Genomic DNA, 21,129 nt, shown 5'->3' with positions numbered 1-21,129 from the left:
TTACCGAGCCTCCGCAGCTCGCTCCCGAGCACACCAGTCCCAGAACATCGCCGCCATGTCCGGCCCGCCGAAGCGCTTGAGCCCGTAGTTGCCTATGGAGAGTTGGAACGACGCCCTAGTGCAGGGAGGTTTCCGGATTTTTTCGCTTATCGCATAGCGCGTGGCCCTAGCATTTCAGCGAGAAGTAGTTGAAGCTTCGAGTATAAGGGTAGGTGTGTTCATGTACCGCTGTATCTTGCCGATACTGGTTGTTCTGTCGTGCGCCGGGCAGGCTGCCGCATCGTGGGTGGAAGTCCGATCCCCCAACTTTCATTTCGCGGGGCAGGCCAAAGAAGCCGATGCCGTGCGATTGGTTCGTGAGCTGGAGCTCTACCGGTACACCGTTCTCAATGTCTTGGGAGCGGATGCTCAGCCCGAAGCTCGTCCGGTCGAGGTCTTCGGGATCAAAGGCGCCCGAGGCATGTCCAAGCTGACCGGCTCGGGTGGGATTTCAGGTGTCTACACGCTCGGCAGCGATGGACCGGTCTTCATCATGGATACGATGGATGGTCTCGGCTCCCGCGGCGGAAGCCGGGCTACTGCCCTGCACGAGTTCGCCCATCACATCATGAACTCGTACTCCACGCGTTACGTGCCGCGTTGGTACAATGAGGGGTTTGCGGAGTTTCTGAGTTCTTTCGAGGCCGATGGCGACGAGGTGACGATCGGCATCCCAGGTAGCAAGTTCGGCTATGTACTGGGCGGCCGTGAGGATTGGATCGACTGGAAGGTCGTGCTCGGCGCAGTGCGGTCCTATCCGAGCAGCAAGAACAAGTCGCCGAACTATCTCTCTTATTTCTATGGCCAGAGCTGGCTAGGCGTTCACTATATTCAGTTCAATGACAAGCTTAATGTCGAAGTTCCTAGGTACTTGGAGCTTATTAACAGCGGTACCGAACCGCTTACGGCTTTCGAGCAAGCCTTCAAGATGAGCGTAGAAGAGTTCGGTGAGCAAGCTGAGCGCTACTTTGCAAGCCGAAGCTACCCAGTCGCCAAGCTTCAGTTCACCGATGCTGTCTCCAGCCAATCCATCAGTGTCCGCCGACTGTCGGGGGAAGAAACACAAGCAGCTCAGCTACGTGCGATGACGGCTTTTGTGAGGGATAATAGCCGGCATAAGAACTGGGCGACGAAGCAGGTCGGCAGCTACGAGAGGAAGTTCGGCGAGACCCTGACCACACTGGCGGTGAGACTGGCCCTTTCTTTTGCCGAGAAGGATTTCGATCGCAGTATCGAGGTTGGTGAGCGAGCGCTGGCTCTCTTTCCGTCCGACCCGGAAGCCTTAAAGATCGCCGGAGACGCCCATTTCCATCGGTTTACAGGCTTTGAAGAGCAATTGGATAAGACTGCCGATCCCAGCGATCTCCGTCAGTCCAGACAGTATTTCGGACAGCAACTTCGGTTGGACCCAACCAACCCAACGGCAAACCTACACTATATTGAGACCTATACGAAGCTGAACGAGAAGCCTGACGAGGTAGCTATCAAGGCCGTACGCTTTCTTGTGCACTACCGGCGCAATGCTGGCCTGTCCTCTCAACAGCTCGTCATTGCCGAAGCCCTCTCCTTGTACGGCGACCATGAAAGCGCCTGCGATAGTCTGGCATTCGTTGCGCCCTGGCTGCCTCGAGAAGAACCGGACATGAATGAGGAGCAGCTTTCTGCATTCAAGAAGACCGCGCAGCGAGTAGAAGCAGTATCGCTACGTTCTTCTTGTTCGGTAGGTTAAGTTGAGAGAGTGCGTTCGAACAATCTCTGCAAATCGTAGGTATTAATAGGCTACAGACTAGACTCGGCTCGCGTAGTCTCAAGAGGAAGCTTTTCCCGAGCGCACCAGTCCCAGAACATCGCCGCCATGTCCGGCCCGCCGAAGCGTTTGAGCTCGCGGATGCCGGTGGGGCTGGTGACGTTGATCTCGGTCATGTAGCCGCCGATGACGTCGATGCCGGTGAGGACCAGGCGGCGCTCCTTCAGCTCCGGTGCGATGGCGGCGCAGATCTCGAGGTCCCGTTCGGAGAGCTCGCAGGGCTCGGCTCTGCCGCCCACATGCATGTTGGAGCGTGCCTCGCCCTCCGCAGGTACCCGGTTGATGGCGCCGACGGGCTCGCCGTCGAGGAGCAGGACGCGCTTGTCCCCGCCGCGCACCTCCTTGAGGTAGGCTTGCGCGATGACGGGGAGGGGGCGGGGGCCTGCGAGGAACATCTCCAGCAGGGAGGAGAAGTTCTCGTCGCCGGGCCTGACGCGGAACACCCCCGCACCGCCGTTTCCGTAGAGCGGCTTGAGGATCATGTCCTCGTGCCGGTCGCGGAAGGCCCTCAGCGCCTCCTCGTCGGCGGTGACGAGGGTGGGGGGCATCAGCTCCGGGTAGTCCATGACGAAGAGCTTTTCGGGCGCGCCCCTGATCTCCGCCGGATCGTTGAGGACTAGCACGCTCTCGGGCAGCTTCTCCAGCATGTAGCAGGCGGTCATGTAGACCATGTCGAAGGGCGGGTCCTGGCGGATGAGGATCACGTCCATCTCGGCGAGGTCGAGATCGGCAGCCTCGCTGCGCTCCGCATGGCCGCCTTGCTGATCCTTGAGGTTCAGAAGGCGGGCAGCCCTCGCCGTGACCCGATCGCCTTCGAGGCGCAGATCCCTCGGCTCGTACTCCCAAAGCTCGAAGCCCCGCGCCTGCGCTTCGAGGGCCAGGGCGAAGGTGGTGTCTCCCTTGGTCGTCAGGCCTGCAAAGGGGTCGGTCTGGAAGGCGATCCTCATGAGCGCCTGCCCATCAGATGTCCCGCCGGGGGTCGCGCAGATAGATGACGTGGCTGACCACCTCCGTGACGCCGTCGATGGCCTGGGCCTGCCCGGTGACGCGGCGCAGCTCGTTCGGGCCCTGGGCGACGCCGAGAAGATAGACGGTGCCCTGGCTCACCAAGACGCGGTAGTTCCTGGACGCCACGCCCGTATCGGCGAGGAGGGCGGCTTCGAGTTTCTGGTCGATCAGCGCGTCCTTCGCGCCCTGCTTGACCGTGGTCTTGGGCAGCACGGCCAGCTCGTTGATGACCTCCCGCACCTGGCCAATCTCCCTGGCCTTCTCCTCGATCAGGATCGCATCGCCGTCGGAGCGGACCGTGCCGGTGAGAAGCAGGCGCCCCTCGAAGATCGACATGTCGATGTCGGAGGTGTCGACCTTCCGGTCGAAGAGCAGCTTGGATTTGAGGTTGAGGCTCGCCGCGCTGTCGTCGACGCGGTCGCCGAAGGTGCGGTTCTGGGCGCAGGCGGCAAGGACGAGAAAGAGGACGAGAAGGGGAAGACGGTTCATGGGAACCTCCTAAGGCGGCAGGTTCCATCTATGGAGTTCGCGGGCCGCTTCCAACGCTTTTTGCCCTCAGGACGTGCAATTTTCGGTCAGCGGAAGGCATCCTTGATGTGCCTCAGGCCTCTAGGGCTCACCGCCGCGATGTCGTAGCGCAGCGGCACGTCCGCCCGCCGTTCATGCCGCGCAAGCCAGGCATCGGCGGCGGAGCGGATGCGGCGCTGGTTGCCGTCCGTCACCGCCAGCCTCGCGGTTTCGAGGTCGCGGCGGAGCTTCACCTCGACGAAGACCAGGACGCCGCCCTTTCGGGCGACGATGTCGATCTCGCCGCCCTTCGCTTGAAAGCGTTCAGCCAGGATGCGGTAGCCCTTGAGGCGAAGCAGCCAGGCGGCGGCAAGCTCGGCGAGCCGCCCGCGCGCCTCAGCCTTCTGACGGGCGAAGCGCGAGGGCGCGGGCATAGCACTCCTTCTTGGGCAGGCCGGTGATCTCGGCGGCAAGCTTCGAGGCCTCGCGCACGGAGTGGTCGGCCATGAGCTCGGCCAGCACCTCGTCGAGATCGGGGGCGGCCTGCTCGGTCGGGTGGATGACGAGAACGATCTCCCCGTTGGGCGGGGCTTCGGCGTAGCGGCCCGCCAGCTCGGCAGCGGTGCCCTCGACCACCTCCTCATGCAGCTTGGTCAGCTCGCGGCAGATGCTGACCGGCACGGGTCCCAAAGCCTGGAGGGTCGAAGCGAGCCTAGGCCCGGTCTCGTAGACCACCACGGTTTCGCCCCGTGAAAGTGCCTCGCCGAGGAACTTCTCCCGCTGGCCTTGGCCCTTGGGCACAAAACCGAAGAAGCTGAACCGGTCGGTGGGGGCGCCCGCGATGGAGAGCGCCGCGGTCAACGCGCTGGGGCCGGGGACGGTAAAGACCTTATGCCCCTCGTCCCTGGCCTCCCGCACGATGCGGTAGCCGGGGTCGGAGATGAGCGGCGTGCCCGCGTCCGAGACCAGCGCCACGGCGCCGCCCTGTTCGAGCTTCGCCAGGATCTGCGGCCTGACCTTCTCCGCATTGTGCTCGTGATAGGGGAGAAGCGGGCGCTTGGGGATGCCCAGCACCGAGAGCAGCTTGCCGGTGACCCGCGTGTCCTCGCAGAGGACGAGGTCGGCATGGGTCAGCACCTCGACCGCGCGCCTCGTCATATCGCCGAGATTGCCGATCGGCGTCGCCACCACATGAAGGCCGGGAGAGAGGGGTTTGATGGCGGCACGGTCGCTCATTGGGGTCCGCCTAGGGCGAGGGCCGCACCTTGTGAAGGAGTGTTCATCTAGCAAAGCGTGTTGTGACCGTCACGAAGCACGTTTAAGCCTTCGGAACCGTGTTTGTCAGGAGCCGCTCCATGCGTCAGCCCTTCCGCCTCTCCCTCCTCGCGGCTGCCTCGGCGGCGTTCGTTCTCGCAGCCTGCGAGACCACCTCGCCGAGCCGCACCAGCCTGCCTGAGGAGCCCGAGGTCGCCACCGAGGACCCCGTCGGCCTTGAAGAGCCCGTAACCCTGCCCGACCTCGACGAGGAGCGGATCGTCAGGGTGGCGCTTCTCCTGCCGCTCGGCGCGCAGAACGAGAGCATCCAGGACCTTGCCTCCTCCATGCAGAAGGCCGCCCAGATGGTGGCCTTCGAGAGCGGCAATGAGAGCTTCTTGCTGATTCCCGAGGACACGAAAGGCACGCCCCAGGGCGCGCGCATCGCTGCCGCCAACGCTATTAGAGGCGGCGCGGACATCATCATCGGTCCGCTCTACGCCGACAGCGTGTCCGCCGTGGCGGCGGTGGCGAGGCCCAGAAACGTGCCTGTGGTGGCCTTCTCCACCGACCGCCGGGTGGCCGGGGACGGGGTCTACCTCCTGAGCTTCCCGCCGGAGCCCGAGATCGAGCGGGTGACCCAGTACGCCCTTTCCCAGGGCTACGCCCGGTTTGGCCTGCTTGCGCCCCTTAACGAGTACGGCGCCAGGGTGTCCGATGCCTTCCGCGACGAGATCTATGAGGGCGGCGGCACGCTGGTCCATCAGGAGGTCTATGAGCGCAACGCCGACGCCATGCGCGACCCGGCTCGCCGTCTGGCCGAGTTCGCAGCCCCCGGCTTCGTGCCGCAATACGTCACCCCCCGCGGCCCGCAGAAGGACGCCATCGACGAGGCGTTCGACGAGATCGGCGGCCAGCCTACCGCCGACCGCTACGGTGACCTCGCGCCTTCCCAGCGGCTCGGCCCCCTCAATCAGGCCGATGTGCCGCTCGACAGCTACGATCCGGCGCTCAACGGCTTCCAGGCGGTGCTGCTGCCCGAATCGGGGAGGCTGCTCCGGGCGCTGGCGCCGCTTCTGCCCTATAACGATGTGGATGTGCGCCAGATCAAGCTCCTCGGCGTCTCCGCCTGGAACAATGACGGACTGACCGGTGAGCCTGCGCTGAACGGCGGCTGGTTCGCCGCCCCCGACCCCGAGCGGGCCAAGGGCTTCGAAAGCCGCTACCGCGCCGCCTACGGCGAGAGCCCCATGCGGCTCGCCTCGCTTGCCTATGATGCTACGCTGATCGCCGCGCGCCTGGCCGAAAGCCGCGCGCCGAACCCCTATTCGGAGGCTATGCTCACCAACCCCAACGGCTTCATCGGCGCGGACGGCCTCTTCCGCCTGACGCCCGAAGGGGTCGTGGAGCGCGGGCTGGCTGTGCTCGAGCTGGGCCGGGGCGGGATCAGGGTCATCGACCCCGCGCCCCTTAGCTTCCGCATCGACCCCTACGCCCCGCGGTACTAGCGGCCTGGCGCAGGGGCCATCTCTCCCTGCGGGAGAGATCGACATCTTCGATGTCGAGTGAGGGTGTTCGGAAGAACCGATCTGGCAAGCCCTCACCCAAAACCTGACTGGTCAGGTTTTGACCTCTCCCGAAGGGAGAGGTAGGCGACTTCGTGAGGGAGAAACCGAACTGACTTCCAACCCGCCCATCCTCACGATCGCGGACACACTCGCCGTACCGGTGAAGCCTGCGGACTTTCCGCAGACGGTCCTTCGGTTCCGTAACGATCGGGCTGCCGCCGAGGTGGGTCTGGACGGTCTGAGCGACGAGAACTGGACCCGCCATCTCGGCCGCTTCGATCCGCTTCCGGACAATCTGCCCGAACCCCTAGCGCTGGCCTATCACGGCCATCAGTTCCGTAGCTACAACCCCGAGATCGGCGACGGGCGCGGCTTCCTCTTCGCACAGCTCCGCGACCGCCGGGGGCGCCTTATGGACCTCGGCACCAAGGGCTCCGGCCAGACCCCCTTCAGCCGCACGGGCGACGGGCGGCTCACCCTCAAGGGCGGCGTGCGCGAGGTGCTCGCGACCGAGCTCCTCGAAGCCCTCGGCGTGCCTACCTCACGGAGCCTCAGCCTCATCGAGACCGGCGAGAGCCTGGTGCGCGGCGACGAGCCCTCACCGACCAGATCCTCCGTCCTCGTCAGGCTCAGCCACAGCCATATCCGCTTTGGCAGCTTTCAGCGCCTGATGGCCATGGATGACGAGGAGGGGATGCAGGCGCTACTCAGCTATAGCTGTGAGCACCTCGTGACCGAGGCGGGCGCTGAAGACCCGCCGGGCTTCCTTCTAGCCGTCACCAAACGCATGGCGGTGCAGGTGGCCGGCATGATGGCGGCGGGCTTCGTGCACGGCGTTCTCAACACGGACAACATGAACGTGACGGGCGAGTGCTTCGATTACGGACCATGGCGCTTCCTGACCACCCTCGATCCTCAGTTCACGGCGGCCTATTTCGACCATACGGGCCTCTACGCCTTCGGGCGTCAGCCGGAGGCCTTCTACTGGAACCTCGCGGCCTTGGCCCATGCGCTCTCGCTGATCGGCGAGGAGAAGGCGCTGCAGGAGGCGCTGGCGACGTTCCCCGACCACTACGCCGACGCCTTCGCGGCCGCGGTGCTGCGTCGTCTAGGGATTGAGGAGCGAGAGCCGCAGGAGGACCACAAACTCGCCTCGGACCTCTTCATCTTCCTTCACCGCACGGGTCTGCCCTTCGAGCGAGCCTTCTTCGACCTGTTCGGCGGCAGGGCCGGGGCGGACAAGCGCTCGCGCTCGCCCCATGCCGAACTCTATGGTGCCGAAGACGTCGTTGTGCGCATTGACGAGCGCTCGCCCCTGCGGCCTGAGCGGCTCACCCACCCGGTCTTCGCCGACGAACCGCAGACCCTTCTCCTCGAAGAGGTAGAAAGCATCTGGGATGCCATCGCCGAACGCGACGACTGGAAGCCCTTCGAGAACAAGATCGCCGCCATCCGCCGCTACGGCGAGGCGCTGAGCCCCGAAGCGGCCTAGGGTCCGGACCCTAGCCTTGACCCCCCGGCGCGGCGCGGCTCAACAGCTCCCCATGTCCGACCTCACCGATCCGCTCTTTCTGGCGTCGAAGCTCATGGCCTGCCCCTCGGTCACCCCGAAGGACGAGGGCGCCCAGGACCTTCTGGAGAGCTGGCTGAAGGAGCTGGGCTTCACCGTCCACCGCCAGACCTTCGGCGAGGTGCCGAACCTCTATGCGACCCGCGGGGAGGGGGGCAAAAGGCTATGTTTCGCAGGTCACACCGATGTGGTGCCGCCGGGGAAAACCGCTGACTGGCAGAACGATCCCTTCGAGCCGAAGGTCGAGGACGGCATGCTCAAGGGCCGCGGCGCCTCGGATATGAAGGGCGCCATCGGGGCCTTCGTGGCTGCCGTCGCTCGCGCCGAAGACACCCCGCCCCTCGCCCTCCTCATCACCGGTGACGAGGAAGGCCCCGGCCTCGACGGCACCAAGAAGATGCTCGGATGGATGGAGGAGCAGGGCCACCGGATCGACCACTGCCTGGTAGGAGAGCCGACCAGCCGCGAGGCCTTGGGCGACATGATGAAGGTGGGCCGCAGAGGCTCCATGAACTGCGTCGTCACCGTGACCGGTCGTCAGGGCCACGTCGCCTACCCCGACCGCGCCGAGAACCCGATCCCCGTCGCCGTGCGCATTGCCGAGGCGCTCCGCGTGCTGGTCCTCGACAATGGCTACGAGCACTTCCAGCCTTCCAACCTTGAGCTGACCGCGATCACCTCGGCAGAGACGGCGGAGAACGTGATCCCAGCGGAAGCCGCTTTGCGCTTCAACGTCCGCTTCAACCCCACCTGGAGCGGCGAGCGTCTGCTCGAGAGCCTGCACGAGGCCATCGACGCCGCGGCCGAAGGTGCGCGCTGGTCCTGGAACCCCCGCGTCTCCGGCGAGGCGTTCCTCAACCAGGACGAGGAACTGACCGTCCTGGTGCAGACGAGCGTACAGGAGGTGACCGGTAAGACGCCCGAACCCTCGACCTCGGGCGGCACCTCCGATGCCCGTTTCATCTCGAAGGTCTGCCCGACGGTCGAGTTCGGCCTGCCCGGCGCCACCATGCACCAGGTGGATGAGCAGGTGCCCGCAAAAGATGTCGAGAAGCTGACGGACATCTACGCCCTCATCATCGAGCGCTACGGGAAGCTGACCGCATGATCAGCGCAAGGCGTATCGCGGACGGCATCGGCCTCGCCTTCGACCTCGCGCGCAAGAAGCCCGGCTGGGAGGAGCGGCGCGACCTCTCCGCCGAGGCGGTGTTCGCGAGCTTCTGGGCGCTGCCTTTGATGATCCCAGGCCACCTTCTCGCGGCGATGGTGGGGCGGCAGCTTCTGGTCGACACGCCCTTCGCCGAGGCGGCGAATCTCAGCCCCGCCGTTACCGTCATCACGCAGACGGTGACGCTGCTCCTGGGGTTCGGGCTTCAGCTCTTCGTCTTGACGAGGCTTGCAAGGCGCAGGGGGGCGGGTTGGCGGATCAGCCCGCTGATCATCGCCTTCAACTGGGCCGCCTTCGCCTTCAGGACGCTGCTAGGGCTTCTCATGGGTCTCTCGGTTCTGATCGGCGTCCCAGCCCTGATCGAGCTTGGAACACTGATCGTGTTCGGGCTGATCATCTGGGTGCGGTGGGGGATCGTGAGGGAGACGCTCCAGACCACCCCCATGGCGACCATCGGGACGTTGGTGCTCTTGGTGGTGGTCTCCCTCCTTGCAGGCCTCGTGGCCAGCGCGATCTTCTCGGTCCTGGGCCTTCTGCCGGAACCGGTCGCCGTCGAGGCCATCGAGGTGCCCTCGGAGCCCGAAGCTCAGCTATAGACCGCCTCTACGAAGTAGAGACCGTGGGCAGGGGCGACGGGGCCGCAGCGTGTACGGTCCTTTGCTTTCAGCGCCCCACGGAAGTCACCGACGCTCCACCGCCCGATGCCGACCCGCTCTAGCGAGCCCGCGATGGAGCGCACCTGGTTGTGAAGGAAGCTCGGCGCACGGAGGTGGAGGTCGATGGCCTCGCCGCGCCGCTGAGCGCGGATCTCGGTGATCGACTTCACCGGCGATTTTGACTGGCAATGGGCACTTCGGAAGGTGGTGAAGTCGTGGGTGCCCTCGAGCAGCTTCGCGGCCTCGGCCATGGCCTCCGCATCGAGCTCCTGGGTCACCCGCCAAGCCCGCCCTTCATCGAGCGCGAGGGGAGCACGCCTGCAGACGATGCGGTAGAGATAGCGCCGCTCGGTGCAGGAGAACCGTGCGTGGAAGTCCTTGTCTGTAAGCTCCGCTGACAGAACACTGACAGGGGCGGGACGCATGATTCCGTTGAGGGCGCCCTGCAGCTTGAAGGGGTCGATCTCGCGCTGCATGTCGAGATGCGCGGTCATGCCGAGGGCGTGCACCCCCGCATCGGTGCGCCCCGCCCCGTAGCAGTGCGCCTCGCCGGGGGCGAGGACCAGGGCTGCGTCCTCGATTGTAGCCTGCACCGAGGGCGCGTTCTCCTGCCGCTGCCAGCCTGCGAAGGGGCCGCCATCATACTCGACCTCCAGCCGGTAGCGCCAGAAGGGCTCGGCGATCACTGAAGAACCGTACCAAGAGGAAGCGGCGCGCCGCGAAAATAATCCGGCGCGGATTGCGCCTGCTTGCCCGAGCGCTGGAGGCGGGAGACGAGCACCTCGCGCCCATCGCCGCAGGTGACGGCTAGATGGCTCTCCTCGGTCTGACGCGCCGTGCCCGGAGCATCGCGGGACTCGCCGCCCATAGCACTCATCAGCAGCTTGAGCCGGACGCCCTCCATTGCCGTATGGGCGCCGGGGAAGGGGGAGAGGCCGCGAATGTGCCGGTCCACCTCCGCGGCGGGGCGGCTCCAGTCGACCTTGGTCTCGTCCGGGGTGATCTTGCGGGCGTAGGTCACCCCATCCTCGGACTGCGGCGTCTCCTCGAGCCCGCCCCGCGAGAGGGCCGCCAGGGCTCGGGGGAGGAGCCCGGCGCCGACGCCCGCCAGCTTGTCGTGCAGGGTAGCGAAAGTCTCATCGGCGGCGATCGGCACGGTCTCGGAGAGGAGGATCGGCCCGGTGTCGAGCCCCGCTTCCATCCGCATGACCTGAACGCCGGTCACCTCGTCGCCCGCCATGATGGCGCGCTGGATGGGCGCTGCACCCCGCCAGCGGGGGAGGAGGGAGGCGTGAAGGTTGAGGCAGCCGAGCTTCGGCGCGTCCAGCACGGCCTGAGGAAGGATCTGACCGTAGGCGAACACCACCGCCACATCCGCCTCCAGCGCGCGCAGCGCTTCGGCTTCGGCGGGGGCCTTCATGGTCTTCGGCGTCCGCACCTCCAGCCCGTACTCCTCGGCTAGGGCACCGACCTCGGAGGGCTGCAGCTTATGGCCTCGCCCGCGGGGCCTGGGCGGCTGGGTGTAGACAGCGGCAATGTCATGGCCTGCGCCGACGAGCTCGCTCAGCGCCTGGGCGGCAAAACCCGGCGTTCCCATGAAGACGACGCGCAAGTCCTACTCCGCGGCCAGGAAGGGGAGGGAGGGCTTCTTGGCCGGCTTCTCAGGCTTCTCCGCCGCCTTGGCCTTCGCCTCACGCTTCAGCCGCTTCAGGATGCGCTCGCGCTTCAGGCGCGACAGGTGGTCGATGAAGAGGATGCCCTCGAGATGGTCCATCTCGTGCTGGATGCAGGTGGCGAGCAGCCCCTTGGCCTCCAGCACCTGGGGGCGGCCCTCATAGTCGAGATACTCCACCCGGCAGCGCGCGGGCCGGTCGAGCTCCTCGAAGGCGTCGGGCACCGAGAGGCAGCCCTCTTCATAGGGCGCGACATCCTCCGACGGGTCGATGATCCTCGGATTGACGAAGTAGCGCGGCTGCGGCTCCTCGTGCTTATCGGCGAGGTCCATGACGATGATCCGCTCGGGCACACCGATCTGGATGGCGGCGAGGCCGATGCCGGGGGCCGCGTACATGGTCTCCAGCATGTCGTCCATGAGCGCCCGCGTCTCGTCGGTGACTGCGGCGACCTCTTTCGAGACCTCGCGCAGACGGGGATCGGGGACGGTGAGAATCTCGCGTACAGCCATAGAACTCCACCTAAGTTTCGGGGGCTTCGGGGTCAATATTGAGGAGGCGGGCCAGAGTCTAACGACAATCTAAGACTTTCCTGCAACTCTGGCGCGCGCCGCGTGGTGGCACGCGTCTCGCATTGGGGAAAGTTTGATGACATAACACCTGCTCAGCACTGTCCCGACCGCGTTCGGATAAGGGTTGATGGGGCAGGAACGGTGGCCGGTGATTTGGGATGGCATGGAACTTGAACCCATTCGGGATGCAGCGCGTGGAGATCGTCGTGGACGAGGCTCTGGGCGATGCGCTCGAGCAGGTAACGGGGGCGAACGAGACAATGGCTAGTGGTGGACATACCCTGCAATACATCATCCTCGCGGTGGTGGGTCTCGCCGTGCTCGGCGCCCTGGCGATCACCTATTTCCGCCTGAACCGGCGCAAGAACTTCTACGACGATAGCGGCGACCTGTTCGATCAGGGCTTCGACACGGCGAGCCAGAGCGGCTTCTCCGACCGGGACGACGACTTCTCCTCGATCCGCATCACCCGCGAAGAGCGAGCAGAGCCAGGCCCCTTGACCACCGAGGTCGAGCCCGATCCCTATTACGACGAGCCGGAGCTCGCCGCCCCGCCCATGAGCCGCGACCCCGAGGCGGCGCCGAACGTGGTGCCGCTGAGAACGCCGGAACCCGAGCCCGAGCCGGAACCCGTCCCCGAGCCCCAGCCCCTGCCGCGGGTCGAGCCGCGCCGCGAGGCGGCCATCGGCGAGAGCCGCCGGGACGATTTCTATCAGGCCCCAGCCAGCAGTACCGAATGGGACAGGCCGCAGCAGCAGGCCTCTTACCAGGAGACGAGAAGCTCGAGCTACGACGACAGGCTCTCCGCCGGACGCTACGAAGACCAGGACGCTCCGTTTATGGCCCCTTTCATCAAGGACTACATCGAAGAGAGCGAGCGTCGTCAGCATTCGAGGCTCGACGATCTGCGCGACGACATGCGCCGCCAGCTCACCGGCATCCGCGACGAGCAGTCGAGCCGCCTCGACCTCTTCCTCTCCTCCATCGACCGCAAGCTCGACCGGCACGGCATCAAGACCGACGACGAGGATGGGGCTGCCACCCGCCGCCGCATCGACAGCCTGACCACCATGGTCGAGCGCGTCACCGATCACATGAAGGTCCAGGGCGACCGGCTCGACGACCTCTCCCGCGTGGTTGGCACGCGGCTCGACGAGATGGCGCCGATCCGCGCCGACCTTCGCTCCATGCATGACGAGGTCCTTAGCTTCCGCCGCGATGTTGAGGCGAGCCACGCCGCCATCGGTCAGATCCGCGATAATTTCGACGGGCTGAAAGAGGATTTCGGCCGTCTGGAGCGCAGCTTCCTCGAGCGCGCCCAGAGCGACGGCTCGGTCACCATGCGCCTCTCCGAGGTCGTCCGTTCGACCCTCGACGATGACGAGTACGAGCTGAACGCCCGCCTCTCCAACGGTCAGATCGCGGACTGCGTGATCGGCCTTTCGGGCGGCCGCTCCAAGGTGGCGATCGACGGCGGCTTCCCCATCGAGAGCTTCAACCGCCTGCCGAGCCGCGACGCGGTCCGCAAGAACATGCCCCAGGCGAAGAAGGCCGAGGATGATTTCCGCAGAACGGTCCTACGCTCGATCTTCTCTGTGGCCGACCGCTGCATTGTGAGGGGCGAGACCGCCGACAGCGCGATCCTGTTCCTGCCTTCGGAAGCGGCGTACACGATCCTTCACGACCGCTTCCCCGACCTCGTGCGCGACAGCCACCGGGCGCGGGTCTGGCTGACCTCGCCCTCGACCCTCATGGGCACGCTGAACCTCCTGCACAATGTTCTGCCTGAGGACGATCACGCGCCGCAGAGCCGCAGCTATGAGCGCTTCGATGAGGGCGGGGGCCGCGACCTCTATTTCGAGGATGACGAAGACGACTACAGAGCGGAGGAACGCTCCCGTCAGGAGAGCCGCGCCGAGGACCTCGAAGCCCGCCTCCGCCGTCTGCGCGAGGAGGAGCAGGAGCTCGCCCGCGAGCTCTCCGAGCAGCGCGGCGGCCGCCGTCAGCCTACCGAGCGCCGTGAGTCCCAGGAGCGCCGCTACCGAAGAGACCCGGCAGCCCTCAGCGACGACCGCGTCACCTCGCGTCGCCGCCGCGAAACCGACGAGGAGCGAACCCGCGACCTCGACGCCTCCGGCGACTTCGAGACGAGGCTGGAGCGCTTCTCCTTCGACCTCGACGACCGCCGCCGCAGCGATGATGACGAGGAGGGCACGTACAGCTCTCCGCGTGAGGATCGTTTGCGGTAGTCCCAGCTACACCGTCATCCCGGAAAGCCGCGAGGCTTATCCGGGAACCCTGGACGGAGGTAGCAACTTAAGAGGACCGACTGGTCCATGGGTCCCGGCGCTCCGCTCCGCTACGGCCGGGATGACGATGTTCGGTACTACTCTTCCAACGCCAGCATCTCGTCCAGCGTAGGCCGTCTGCGGATCACCTTGTAGCTACCACCGTCCACCAGCACCTCGGGCACGAGCGGCCTCGTATTGTACTGCGACGCCTGCACCGCGCCGTAGGCCCCAGCCGTGCCGAAGGCCAACAAGTCCCCAGCCTGGGGGTCTGCCAGCATGGCTGCGTCGGTGAACTTGTCCGTGCTCTCGCAGACCGGGCCTACCAAGGCGTATGCGGAGGGATCACCCTCCTTCTGCGCTACCGGCAGAAGGCGGTGGGTCGCGCCGTAGAGGGCGGGGCGGATGAGGTCGTTCATCGCCGCGTCCACCACCACGAAATTCTTCGTGGTCTGATGCTTGGTCAGCACCACCGAGGTCAGTAGCACCCCCGCATTGCCCGCAATGACCCGACCGGGCTCGAAGATGAGTTGGACATCGAGCCCTGCCGTGATCTTGGTCACGGCCTCGGCATAGGCCGAGGGAAGGGGCGGCTGGTCGCCATCCGCATAGGGAATGCCGAGGCCCCCGCCCAGATCGAGCCTACGGATGTCGAAGCCCGCCCCGCGCAGCTCCCGCACCAGCGATGCCGCCCGCTCTGCCGCCCGCTCGAAGGGGCCGAGAGAGGTGATCTGAGAGCCGATGTGAAAATCGAGCCCATCCGGCTTCAAACCGGGCAGGTCACGGGCGAGGGTGTAGGTCTCCAGCGCCCGCTCCCACGGAATGCCGAACTTGTCGTCCTTCTTGCCGGTGGAGATGCCCGGCAGGGTGAGGGCATCCACATCCGGATTGATCCGTAGGGCGACGGATGCCTCGATCCCCTCTTCCTCTGCCACCTCGCTTAGGGTGCGGAGCTCCGCCTCGCTCTCCACGTTGAACTGGAGGATACGGGCGCGAAGGGCGGCGCGCAGCTCCTCTCTCCTCTTGCCGACGCCGGAGAAGACGATCTGATCGGGCTTCATGCCCGCCCGCAAGGCCCGCTCCAGCTCGCCCACCGACACTACATCGGCGCCGAGGCCCTCGCTCGCGAGAAGCTTCAGCACATGAAGGTTCGACAGCGCCTTGACGGAGAAGGCGGTCACCGTGTCCGCCGGAAAGGCCTCGCGGAAGACGCTGGCGTGCCGCCGCAGGGTGGCAGCCGAGTAGACATAGACCGGGGTTCCGACCTCTTCGGCGATGCGGGCGAGGGGAACCTCTTCGGCGTGAAGGGCGCCGTTTTGGTACTGGAAATGATGCATCGCTCAGCCCACCGGTGAGGCGAGGGCGCCCTGCGGCGGGGGCGGCACGTCGAGGGGAGCGCGCTTGCCGCAACCGGCTGCGAGGACGAGAAGGACGGCGGCGGCAAGGATACGGCGTTTCATGGGCGGCGCCCTACCACGTGGCCTTTGCCGCGGGAAAGCACTAGCTGCTGACCCAAAGGAGCTTGGCCCATATGCCGCGTATTGATGCCTACACCCTGATGAAGATCCTTGCAGGCATTGGCGGTCTCGCCCTCGTCTTCGTCTTGCTCTCCTCCATGGGCGGCAAGCCGAAGCCCTGGGAGGCGGACAGCCCGCGCTATATCGTCGGCGAGATGGCGAGCTTCGAGCGCAGCTTTCCCTCCGCCCCCCTGCCGGAGGTCACCTTGGAGACGCCGGAGGGACAGGTGAGCCTGTCCCAGATGGCAGCAGGAAAAGTGCTGGTCCTGAACCTCTGGGCCACCTGGTGCGCGCCGTGTGTCGAGGAGCTCCCCTCCCTGGCGGCGCTTCAGGAAGAGCTGGGTGACGACTATCTGGTGCTGGCCGCGGCTCAGGAGGGGGGCGACGGCAGCCGACAGAGGGCGATGCTGGAGCGGATCGGCGCGGAGGAGCTGGGTGTGGCTCTCGATCCGAAACTCGCTCTCAGCCGGGCCTTGGGCGACGGCAGGCTGACCCTCCCCGTCACGGCCATCTACGATGCCAGGGGGCGACGGATCGGTGTCCTCCGCCGCCCCGCTGACTGGTCCTCGCCAGAGGCGGTGAGGCTGGTGCGGACCATCGGTGCGGGCGAGCTGCCGCGCTGAGGCGGATCGGAAACGGTTGGCCCATCTGGGCCATTGCTCTTTGACCCCGCGGCGCGCTTCGCCCAGAAGCGTTACCTCTGAACGGGAGTGCCATGGCCAACGCCCTGCCGCGAGCGACTGACGAGCCGACGGCCAAACCGGACCGGGGCGAGCTGATCGCGTTGGCCTACCGCGTCGTGGTAGCGCCGGAGAGCTACGCCGATCTCTCCCATGCTTTGCAGGAGCGGCTGACCGACTACTACGCAGCGTCCGAGAGGCAGGAGGGCGGCCCCTTCGCCGATGTGGAGGGCGAGTTCCGCTTCGCCCTCGACCTCTTCGAGCGAGCAGGGGCGGAGCTTTCTTCGGCCCGCCAGATGCTGGAGCGGCTGGAGAGCCTCGGCCTTCCCGCCTTCACCCTGACCAGGCGGGGCGTCGTGGCCGAAGCGAACGCGCGCGCCAAAAGCGACCTCGCCGTCACGCCCGGCCAGCCCCTACCGGCGGCGACCTTTGGCGGACAGAAGGTGCAGCGGGCACTGGCCTCGGCCCTGCGCGGCGGCACGAGGGAGCGCTTCGCAGGCATTCTCTCGGCTGAGCAGGAGGGCGGGCGCACCGCCCACCTCTCCCTCACCCCCTTCGGCCCTCCCCATGAGCAGCAGCTTCTCGCCCAGCCCATCGCCCTCACCTGGAACCGCAGGAGCGGCGGGGCCTTCGCTGAAACCTTCAGTCTCAGCGGCGCCGAACGGGACATCGCCAGGGCCATCATCGCAGGGCAGGACCTTCGCGATGTGGCGGAGGAGAGGGGGACCAGCCTCGGCACCGTCCGCAACCAGACCAAGAGGCTGATGCAGAAGCTGGGTGCGAAGTCGCGCCTCGACATCGTCGCGCTCTTCGTCGGCTACTCGAAGCTCCACGGCGGCGGGGCAGCGGAGGTCGGCAGCGCCCGCAGACGACCGGTGGAGCGCAGCTTCCGTGCGCCGTCCGGGCGTAACATCGTCTACACCGCCTACGGACCGAAAGACGGTGAGCCGGTCCTCGTCTTCCACCCCCTCTTCGGCGGCAACCTCCTGGCGCCCGGAACGGCCCAGCTTCTCCAAGACAAGCGCCTCCGGCTCATCGTTCCCTGGCGCCCTCACCTCGGCGGCACGGACGGCGCGAAGGGAAGGAAAGGGCACGCACTGGCGTTCGCGGACGATCTCGATGCGCTTCTGCAGGACTTCGGTATAGGGAAGATCAGCCTACTGGGCGTCAATGGCGGCGCGTCCTACGCCTTCGCCTTTGCGCGCCACTTCCCCGGTCTTGTGCGCAAGCTAGTCACGGCGGGAGGGGTGATCCCGATCTTCACCACCCGTCAGTTCTTCGCCATGAGCCCCGAGCAGCGCCTACCGCTCTTCCTCGCCCGCCACGCTCCGTCGGTGGCCAGCCACTACACCAGAGCGACTCTGGCGCGGACCATCGCCGACTACGACGACACCTTCCTCGAGCGCTACTTCAAAGCGACGCCTACCGACTACCGGACCATCACGGACGAGCATCTCGGCAGCCTGATCAAGTCCGGCACCAAGACCGCCCTCGAGAACGGACCGGAGGGGGCGGTGGCGGAGCTGCTCCTCGCCAGCGCCAACTGGAAGGTCCTCCTCCCCGAAGCGCCCTGCGACGTCGTCATGCTGGTCGGGGAGGAGGACCGGCAGAACGCCCCCGGCCTGGTTGCCGAGTTCGCCAGAGAGCAGGGCTACGAGCAGCGCACCGTGCCAGGAGCAGGCACCTTCCTCTTCCACCAGAAACCGGACGCCGTCCTGACCGCCCTGACCGAGGCCTAACGCAGCTCGCCCTCGATCACCGCCGCCAGCGGCCTGAACGCATCGACCAGCTCGGCATAGACCTGCCGCTTGAACGGCACGATCAGCCCTTCGAGCTCGTCAAGCCGCGCCCAGCGCCAGCGCTCGAACTCGGCTGGCTCGTGGGCGTTGAGGTCGACTTCGTCGTCGGAGCCCTCGAACAGCATGACCACCCATTTCTGGCGCTGGCCGATCCATTTCTTGCCCTTGCGGCGGTAGCGCGGGGGAAAGTCGTAGGCGAGCCAGCCCGGTGTCGTCAGAAGAATGCGCGCCGTGCGCACACCCGTCTCCTCGTGCAGCTCGCGAAAGGCGGCCTCCTCGATGTCCTCGCCGGGGTCGATCCCGCCCTGGGGCATCTGCCACCGATAGGGGTTCACCTCACGGGAGCCCGGCGCCGTCAGCCGCTCCCCGAGCCATACCTCGCCGCGCCGGTTGAACAGGCAGATGCCGACATTCGGGCGGTAGAGGGGGAGGTCGGGAAGTTCCTTCATGGCGCTCCCCTGTCGGTCAAACCGCTATCTTGTTCAAGGGGTGAGCCGCCTTCAGTTGGGCAGGGCAGCCTCTCGGCGGTAGCTCGCCAGCCGCCCAGGCTCGCCGGATACATCAACTTCGAGATAGGCGGGGGTCACGGTCTCGACCTCTTTCTTCGTGAGGAGAGCCGCCGGGATCGCTGCCGCCAGGCCCAGAAGCACAAGGCTCAGCGCCACGCTCGGCAGCTTGCCCAGCAGCGTCTCAATCCGAAACAAAGTTTGGGTCCTCGCGGCCTTGGCATTAAGGCTCTTCTGTGCGTCGTTGAAAGGTCGCATGCGAACCCCTATGCGTTAGGCCGGAACGAGTTGAAGGTCGGAGGCCAGTGATGGACGGTGCGGCGCCAGAAAAGCAAAACAAGGTAAAAGAAGAGGCTGCAGAGAACAGCCAAGCTTCTGACGAGCCGAAGGAAACCGTTAAGGAGCCGGAGGCCGAGGCTGCCGACAAGGCCAGCAAGAAGGCCGACAAGAAAGAAGAGAAGAAGAACCAGGCCATCGAGGCGAAGATCGCCGCCGCCGATGCGCGGGAGATCGAGGCCGCCAAGAAGGCGCGCGAGGACGCCGCCAAGCGCTCCCGCCGCAAGATCTGGGCGCGCTCCCGCTCCACCGTCTTCGCCAAGGTCATGGAGACTAAAGGCAAGGTGGGCGGCGACAAGATCGCCTTCGTCGAGCCCGAGGGCCGCGAGATCAGCTACCAGGACGCGGTCAGGGGCGCCTTCGCCCTCGGCAGCGCGTTCTCCAAGTTCACCAAGCGCGGCGAGAATGTCGGCGTGCTGCTGCCGACCAGCGCGGGCGGGGTCATCACGCTTCTGGCGCTTCACTGCGACGGCCGTGTGCCGGCCATGCTGAACTTCACCGCCGGTGAGAAGGCGCTCTTCAGTGCGCTCGAGACCGCGGACATCAAGCACATCATCACCTCCTCCAAGTTCATCGAGATCGGCGGCCTCGAAGGGCTCGTCGATGCGCTCTCCTCGAAGGCGGAGATTCACATCCTGGAGGAGATCCGCGACGGCCTCGGCAAGGGCGCGAAGATCCGCGCCGCCATCGGCGAGAAGCTGCCCTTCCTCGTCCGCCGCGGCGTCAAGCCGGAGACCCCCGCGGTCATTCTCTTCACGTCGGGTACGGAAGGAAAGCCCAAGGGCGTGGTGCTGACCCACCAGAACCTCGTTGCCAATGTCGAGCAGATCAGGGACCATGTGCAGCTCGAGCCGGAAGACATCTTCTTCAACCCGCTGCCGATCTTCCACTCCTATGGTCTCACCGGCGGCTCGCTCTTCCCGCTCATCGGCGGGCACAAGCAGGTGGCTTACCCGTCGCCGCTCCATGTCAAGATCATCCCCGAGATGATCCGTAAGCACCAGGCCACAATCCTCTTCGGCACCGACACCTTCGTTACCCGCTACCTCAAGCAGGCGAGGGACGGAGCGCTTGGCAGCCTGCGCTACGCCGTCTGCGGCGCCGAGAAAGTGCGCGACGAGACCAGGAACTTGGCGCGGCGCAAGTTCGGCTTCTCCGTCCTCGAGGGCTACGGCGCCACCGAGGCCGCCCCCGTTATCGCCGTCAACCAGCCCGGCGACATCCGTCCGGGTACGGTAGGTAAGGTGCTGCCCGGCATCGAGTGCCGCCTGGAGGATATCGAGGGGCTCTCCGGCGGCGGAAGGCTCTTCGTCCGTGGGCCGAACATCATGGCGGGCTATCTCGATCCAGATACCAAGGAAGTGACGGCGCTCGAAGGGGGCTGGCACGACACGGGCGATGTTGTACAGATCGACGGCGGCGGCTATGTGGCCATCCGCGGCAGGGTGAAGCGCTTCGCCAAGATCTCCGGCGAGATGGTCAGCTTGGCCGTGGTCGAGAACTGCGCCTCGGTGGTCTGGCCGGACAACGTCCACGCCGCGGTCATCATGCCCGATCCCAAGAAGGGCGAGCAGATCATTCTCCTTACGGAGGAAGAGAACCCCAACCGCTCCGAACTCCTCTCCTGGGCGCAAGGCCACGGCGTACCCGAACTCGCCGTGCCGAAAAAGGTGCTCCACGTCGAGGAGATCCCTCTCCTCGGCACCGGCAAGGTCGACTACGTCACCCTGCAGAGCCAGGCAGAGGAACTCATCGCCGAAGGCGAAGAGTACGAGAAGCAAGCAGCGGAGTAGGGGCAGACTCCATACGGGGAGCATCGCCCCGTAGGTCGGACCGGCGAAGCTATTCACTGCCTATAAGCGCAGTACCGTAGGGCGGCTCGAGCAGCGTGCCGCCGTTCCTGGGCGCAACCGCGTCATGGCGAACCACCTACGGTGTTCCGCCCTACAGTCTCCCACTCGCCTTCAAAGCTTACAGCTCTCAATGACGCCTTCCCATGGTCGCGCAGCGATCCATGGGACCCATCTCCCAACAGCAGGATAGGCGTCGCGAGCAGGAGATCGGTCCCACGGTCTTCCGCTTCGCTACGCCGTGGGAAGGCGGAGAGAAGGTTCTTCCGTAGGGCGGGTTGCGAAGCTTTCCGCCGCGCCCCGTCCCCCTCAGCCTGCCGGCAGCTCCCCC

The 21,129-nt window shown here is 65.9% G+C and carries 19 protein-coding genes; 9 read left to right on the top strand and 10 right to left on the bottom strand.

What is annotated here, in order from left to right; all coding sequences use genetic code 11:
* Positions 1-220: 220 nt before the first annotated feature.
* Positions 221-1,768 (top strand): tetratricopeptide repeat protein, encoded by a 1,548-nt coding sequence (locus tag NOG11_RS13330; protein WP_256620276.1) that lies wholly within the window; start codon positions 221-223, stop codon positions 1,766-1,768.
* A gap of 50 nt (positions 1,769-1,818) precedes the next feature.
* On the opposite strand, the gene gshB is transcribed toward NOG11_RS13330, so the two are convergent.
* From gshB to rsmI, 4 genes are all read right to left on the bottom strand, one after another.
* Complete coding sequence (gene gshB, locus NOG11_RS13325) at positions 1,819-2,793, bottom strand: glutathione synthase (protein ID WP_256620275.1); 975 nt, start codon at positions 2,791-2,793, stop codon at positions 1,819-1,821.
* Between the two features lie 13 nt (positions 2,794-2,806).
* On the bottom strand, positions 2,807-3,343 hold the full coding sequence (locus NOG11_RS13320) for a BON domain-containing protein (RefSeq protein WP_256620274.1): 537 nt from the start codon (positions 3,341-3,343) through the stop codon (positions 2,807-2,809).
* Positions 3,344-3,429: 86 nt separating this feature from the next.
* Positions 3,430-3,795 (bottom strand): YraN family protein, encoded by a 366-nt coding sequence (locus NOG11_RS13315; RefSeq protein ID WP_256620273.1) that lies wholly within the window; start codon positions 3,793-3,795, stop codon positions 3,430-3,432.
* Complete coding sequence (gene rsmI, locus NOG11_RS13310) at positions 3,758-4,597, bottom strand: 16S rRNA (cytidine(1402)-2'-O)-methyltransferase (RefSeq protein WP_256620272.1); 840 nt, start codon at positions 4,595-4,597, stop codon at positions 3,758-3,760. Before rsmI ends, NOG11_RS13315 begins: the two co-directional genes overlap by 38 nt.
* Positions 4,598-4,716: 119 nt before the next feature.
* Between rsmI and NOG11_RS13305 the strand changes: the two genes are divergently transcribed.
* From NOG11_RS13305 to NOG11_RS13290, 4 genes are all read left to right on the top strand, one after another.
* Positions 4,717-6,123, top strand: a complete 1,407-nt coding sequence (locus NOG11_RS13305; protein ID WP_256620271.1) for a penicillin-binding protein activator — start codon at positions 4,717-4,719, stop codon at positions 6,121-6,123.
* A gap of 169 nt (positions 6,124-6,292) precedes the next feature.
* Positions 6,293-7,675, top strand: coding sequence for a protein adenylyltransferase SelO family protein (locus NOG11_RS13300; protein ID WP_440590428.1), 1,383 nt, complete (start codon positions 6,293-6,295; stop codon positions 7,673-7,675).
* Between the two features lie 52 nt (positions 7,676-7,727).
* Positions 7,728-8,861 carry a succinyl-diaminopimelate desuccinylase gene (gene dapE, locus NOG11_RS13295; RefSeq protein WP_256620269.1) on the top strand — a complete coding sequence of 378 codons (1,134 nt, stop codon included), beginning with the start codon at positions 7,728-7,730 and terminating at the stop codon, positions 8,859-8,861.
* A complete protein-coding gene (locus NOG11_RS13290) occupies positions 8,858-9,517 on the top strand; it encodes a hypothetical protein (RefSeq protein WP_256620268.1) in 660 nt (219 codons plus the stop codon). The genes dapE and NOG11_RS13290 overlap by 4 nt, the downstream gene beginning before the upstream one ends.
* On the opposite strand, the gene truA is transcribed toward NOG11_RS13290, so the two are convergent.
* Genes truA through def form a run of 3 tightly spaced genes read right to left on the bottom strand, consistent with a single transcriptional unit; the run spans position 9,508 to position 11,762 of the window.
* A complete protein-coding gene (gene truA, locus NOG11_RS13285; RefSeq protein ID WP_256620267.1) occupies positions 9,508-10,263 on the bottom strand; it encodes a tRNA pseudouridine(38-40) synthase TruA in 756 nt (251 codons plus the stop codon). The two genes, NOG11_RS13290 and truA, sit on opposite strands and share 10 nt — an antisense overlap.
* The gene (fmt, locus tag NOG11_RS13280) at positions 10,260-11,189 is read right to left on the bottom strand and encodes a methionyl-tRNA formyltransferase (protein ID WP_256620266.1); all 930 of its coding nucleotides are present in this window, start codon (positions 11,187-11,189) and stop codon (positions 10,260-10,262) included. Before fmt ends, truA begins: the two co-directional genes overlap by 4 nt.
* 3 nt (positions 11,190-11,192) lie before the next feature.
* Positions 11,193-11,762, bottom strand: a complete 570-nt coding sequence (gene def, locus NOG11_RS13275) for a peptide deformylase (RefSeq protein WP_256620265.1) — start codon at positions 11,760-11,762, stop codon at positions 11,193-11,195.
* 218 nt (positions 11,763-11,980) lie between these two features.
* Here def and rmuC point away from each other — a divergent pair, with 218 nt between their 5' ends.
* Positions 11,981-14,071 (top strand): DNA recombination protein RmuC, encoded by a 2,091-nt coding sequence (rmuC, locus tag NOG11_RS13270; RefSeq protein WP_256620264.1) that lies wholly within the window; start codon positions 11,981-11,983, stop codon positions 14,069-14,071.
* Between the two features lie 137 nt (positions 14,072-14,208).
* Here rmuC and lysA read toward each other — a convergent pair whose 3' ends face one another.
* A complete protein-coding gene (lysA, locus tag NOG11_RS13265) occupies positions 14,209-15,447 on the bottom strand; it encodes a diaminopimelate decarboxylase (protein WP_256620263.1) in 1,239 nt (412 codons plus the stop codon).
* A gap of 194 nt (positions 15,448-15,641) precedes the next feature.
* Between lysA and NOG11_RS13260 the strand changes: the two genes are divergently transcribed.
* Both NOG11_RS13260 and NOG11_RS13255 read left to right on the top strand, forming a co-directional pair.
* Positions 15,642-16,250, top strand: a complete 609-nt coding sequence (locus tag NOG11_RS13260; protein ID WP_256620262.1) for a TlpA disulfide reductase family protein — start codon at positions 15,642-15,644, stop codon at positions 16,248-16,250.
* Positions 16,251-16,342: 92 nt separating this feature from the next.
* Positions 16,343-18,046: a bifunctional helix-turn-helix transcriptional regulator/alpha/beta hydrolase gene (locus NOG11_RS13255; protein ID WP_256620261.1), complete on the top strand. Its 1,704-nt coding sequence runs from the start codon at positions 16,343-16,345 to the stop codon at positions 18,044-18,046.
* On the opposite strand, the gene NOG11_RS13250 is transcribed toward NOG11_RS13255, so the two are convergent.
* Both NOG11_RS13250 and NOG11_RS13245 read right to left on the bottom strand, forming a co-directional pair.
* The gene (locus tag NOG11_RS13250) at positions 18,043-18,555 is read right to left on the bottom strand and encodes an RNA pyrophosphohydrolase (RefSeq protein WP_256620260.1); all 513 of its coding nucleotides are present in this window, start codon (positions 18,553-18,555) and stop codon (positions 18,043-18,045) included. The genes NOG11_RS13255 and NOG11_RS13250 overlap by 4 nt on opposite strands.
* Before the next feature lie 51 nt (positions 18,556-18,606).
* On the bottom strand, positions 18,607-18,870 hold the full coding sequence (locus tag NOG11_RS13245; protein WP_256620259.1) for a hypothetical protein: 264 nt from the start codon (positions 18,868-18,870) through the stop codon (positions 18,607-18,609).
* A 50-nt stretch (positions 18,871-18,920) separates the two neighbouring features.
* Between NOG11_RS13245 and NOG11_RS13240 the strand changes: the two genes are divergently transcribed.
* The gene (locus NOG11_RS13240; RefSeq protein WP_256620258.1) at positions 18,921-20,741 is read left to right on the top strand and encodes an AMP-binding protein; all 1,821 of its coding nucleotides are present in this window, start codon (positions 18,921-18,923) and stop codon (positions 20,739-20,741) included.
* Positions 20,742-21,129: the final 388 nt, after the last annotated feature.

The organism is Parvularcula maris (assembly GCF_024505085.1).
In the GTDB taxonomy this organism is placed as follows: domain Bacteria; phylum Pseudomonadota; class Alphaproteobacteria; order Caulobacterales; family Parvularculaceae; genus Parvularcula; species Parvularcula maris.
This window is presented reverse-complemented; position numbering and strand designations above follow the sequence as displayed.

Excerpts from the sequence above, each read along its gene's own strand:
- NOG11_RS13330 (WP_256620276.1), top strand. The coding sequence starts at position 221 with ATGTACCGCTGTATCTTGCCGATACTGGTTGTTCTGTCGTGCGCCGGG.
- gshB (WP_256620275.1), bottom strand. The coding sequence starts at position 2,793 with ATGAGGATCGCCTTCCAGACCGACCCCTTTGCAGGCCTGACGACCAAG.
- NOG11_RS13320 (WP_256620274.1), bottom strand. The coding sequence starts at position 3,343 with ATGAACCGTCTTCCCCTTCTCGTCCTCTTTCTCGTCCTTGCCGCCTGC.
- NOG11_RS13315 (WP_256620273.1), bottom strand. The coding sequence starts at position 3,795 with ATGCCCGCGCCCTCGCGCTTCGCCCGTCAGAAGGCTGAGGCGCGCGGG.
- rsmI (WP_256620272.1), bottom strand. The coding sequence starts at position 4,597 with ATGAGCGACCGTGCCGCCATCAAACCCCTCTCTCCCGGCCTTCATGTG.
- NOG11_RS13305 (WP_256620271.1), top strand. The coding sequence starts at position 4,717 with ATGCGTCAGCCCTTCCGCCTCTCCCTCCTCGCGGCTGCCTCGGCGGCG.
- dapE (WP_256620269.1), top strand. The coding sequence starts at position 7,728 with ATGTCCGACCTCACCGATCCGCTCTTTCTGGCGTCGAAGCTCATGGCC.
- NOG11_RS13290 (WP_256620268.1), top strand. The coding sequence starts at position 8,858 with ATGATCAGCGCAAGGCGTATCGCGGACGGCATCGGCCTCGCCTTCGAC.
- def (WP_256620265.1), bottom strand. The coding sequence starts at position 11,762 with ATGGCTGTACGCGAGATTCTCACCGTCCCCGATCCCCGTCTGCGCGAG.
- rmuC (WP_256620264.1), top strand. The coding sequence starts at position 11,981 with ATGGCATGGAACTTGAACCCATTCGGGATGCAGCGCGTGGAGATCGTC.
- lysA (WP_256620263.1), bottom strand. The coding sequence starts at position 15,447 with ATGCATCATTTCCAGTACCAAAACGGCGCCCTTCACGCCGAAGAGGTT.
- NOG11_RS13260 (WP_256620262.1), top strand. The coding sequence starts at position 15,642 with ATGCCGCGTATTGATGCCTACACCCTGATGAAGATCCTTGCAGGCATT.
- NOG11_RS13255 (WP_256620261.1), top strand. The coding sequence starts at position 16,343 with ATGGCCAACGCCCTGCCGCGAGCGACTGACGAGCCGACGGCCAAACCG.
- NOG11_RS13250 (WP_256620260.1), bottom strand. The coding sequence starts at position 18,555 with ATGAAGGAACTTCCCGACCTCCCCCTCTACCGCCCGAATGTCGGCATC.
- NOG11_RS13245 (WP_256620259.1), bottom strand. The coding sequence starts at position 18,870 with ATGCGACCTTTCAACGACGCACAGAAGAGCCTTAATGCCAAGGCCGCG.
- NOG11_RS13240 (WP_256620258.1), top strand. The coding sequence starts at position 18,921 with ATGGACGGTGCGGCGCCAGAAAAGCAAAACAAGGTAAAAGAAGAGGCT.